Annotated in this window: 4 protein-coding genes; 3 read left to right on the forward strand and 1 reads right to left on the reverse strand. The window is 71.6% G+C overall.

Annotation, left to right across the window (positions count from 1 at the left end; translation table 11 throughout):
* Window positions 1–192, reverse strand: a 192-nt coding sequence (locus GH736_RS25405) for a hypothetical protein (protein WP_235934643.1), incomplete at its 3' end; no start/stop codon positions are given.
* Between GH736_RS25405 and GH736_RS25410 the strand changes: the two genes are divergently transcribed.
* From GH736_RS25410 to GH736_RS25570, 3 genes are all read left to right on the forward strand, one after another.
* Window positions 106–321, forward strand: coding sequence for a peptide-methionine (S)-S-oxide reductase (locus tag GH736_RS25410; protein ID WP_235934644.1), 216 nt, complete (start codon window positions 106–108; stop codon window positions 319–321). The two genes, GH736_RS25405 and GH736_RS25410, sit on opposite strands and share 87 nt — an antisense overlap.
* Before the next feature lie 99 nt (window positions 322–420).
* Window positions 421–1,383: a hypothetical protein gene (locus tag GH736_RS22695; protein ID WP_159607257.1), complete on the forward strand. Its 963-nt coding sequence runs from the start codon at window positions 421–423 to the stop codon at window positions 1,381–1,383.
* A gap of 48 nt (window positions 1,384–1,431) precedes the next feature.
* Window positions 1,432–1,554, forward strand: a 123-nt coding sequence (locus GH736_RS25570) for a metal ABC transporter solute-binding protein, Zn/Mn family (protein ID WP_268891264.1), incomplete at its 3' end; no start/stop codon positions are given.

A 1,554-nucleotide genomic window follows, 5' to 3' on the forward strand; every position in this document is an offset into this window, starting at 1 on the left:
TGCCCCGACGGTGGCCTGCACGGCGAGGAGCCGTTCGACCGCATCGGACAGCGGGAAGCCGCCGTTCAGCACGATGCCCGAGATCGACGGGAACGTGGCCGAGGTGTGCGCCGTGAGCACGCCGAGCAGCACCTCACTGCGGTCACGACGATCGAGCCGACCGGCCCGTTCTGGGAGGCCGAGCCCGAGCACCAGGACTACCTGGAGCGCATGCCGTGGGGCTACACGTGCCATGCGCGCCGACGCCTGGCTCGAGCTCCGCAGCTAGCCACATGCGAAGCCCCGAGACGGCAAGCATTTTGGCTTGATGCGCACTCCTGAGGAGTATGAGCACATCAACTTCGGCGACGCCTACTGGAACTCCGAGCCCTCGTTTGGAGGGCCGAGCTCGTCGAGTCGTTCACGTCGCTCGAACCGTGGATGGTCGCCGGCGCGCTCGTCGCGCCGCTCGTGATCGCCGCGCTCTGCTCCGTCTTCGCCCCCGGCTGGCGTCGAGGCGTGCTGGCGCTCGGCACCGTCCTGCTCGGCTACGCGACCGCCGTCGCGGCGTCGCACCTGTCGGTGGCCGCCGTGGGCGCCGAATCAGTGCCGGTCTGGGCCGGCGCGGGCATGAGCCTCGCGTGGCTCGGCCTGGTGCTCGCAGCGACCGCCGCACTCGATGCGCTTCGGCGGGCCGCCGGTGCGATCGGATGGTTCGTGGCGGCGTTCGGCCTCGCAGCGGTGCTGCCGCTCTCGTACGCCATCGCGGTGGACGACGTTCCGCTCGCGCCCGCGACCGAGCGAGCCCTGCCCGCCTACGTCGTGGCCCAGGCCGAGAACGACCCCCGGGTGACCACGCTGCTCATGCAGCCGCAGTCCGACGGCGGCATGCGCTCCACGCTGGAGCGGGGGATCGGGCGGACCCTCGACGACCAGTCGACCCTCGCGCAGACCAGGACACGACCCACGACCGACCAGGCCCAGCTGGCCGAGGTCGCGGGCAACCTCGCGTCCCGCAGCGGGTTCGATCCCGAAGCCGCGATGCGCGAGTTCGGGGCCTCGTTCGTGCTGCTGGCACCGGCTCCCGGCGAGGGGCGCGAGGAGATCCAGACCGAGGCCAGGGCGCGGACGGCGCTCGACGCCAACGCGGCGCTCGTCCCAGTCGGCGAGACGGAGTACGGCACCCTCTGGCGATTCGCCGGCGCCGAGCCCGATGCGGCGGCGGCGCAGATCCCGGCCGACGCCGGCGGCTGGCTGGCCGGACTCATCACCGCGGTGCAGATCATCGTCATCGCCGGCACGCTCCTCCTCTCCATTCCCACGGGTGCCGGACGCGAGGCGGATCGACGCCCCGTGCGCGTGCTCCGCACCATGCGAGACTCGTCGCCGGCGTTCGCTGCGTGAGGGCGACGTCGTGGCGTTCGACCCCCGCGAGGTGTCGCTCATCCCCGGCTGCTCGTCACCAACCACGACGCCTTCACCTATTTCATCGACGCGTACGGGCTGACGTTCGTCGGCAGCGTCATCCCGAGCTTCGACGACAATGCGGAACCGAGCGCTGCCGAGATCGACGCG

It is taken from the genome of Agromyces humi (assembly GCF_009720255.1).
Classification (GTDB): domain Bacteria; phylum Actinomycetota; class Actinomycetes; order Actinomycetales; family Microbacteriaceae; genus Agromyces; species Agromyces humi.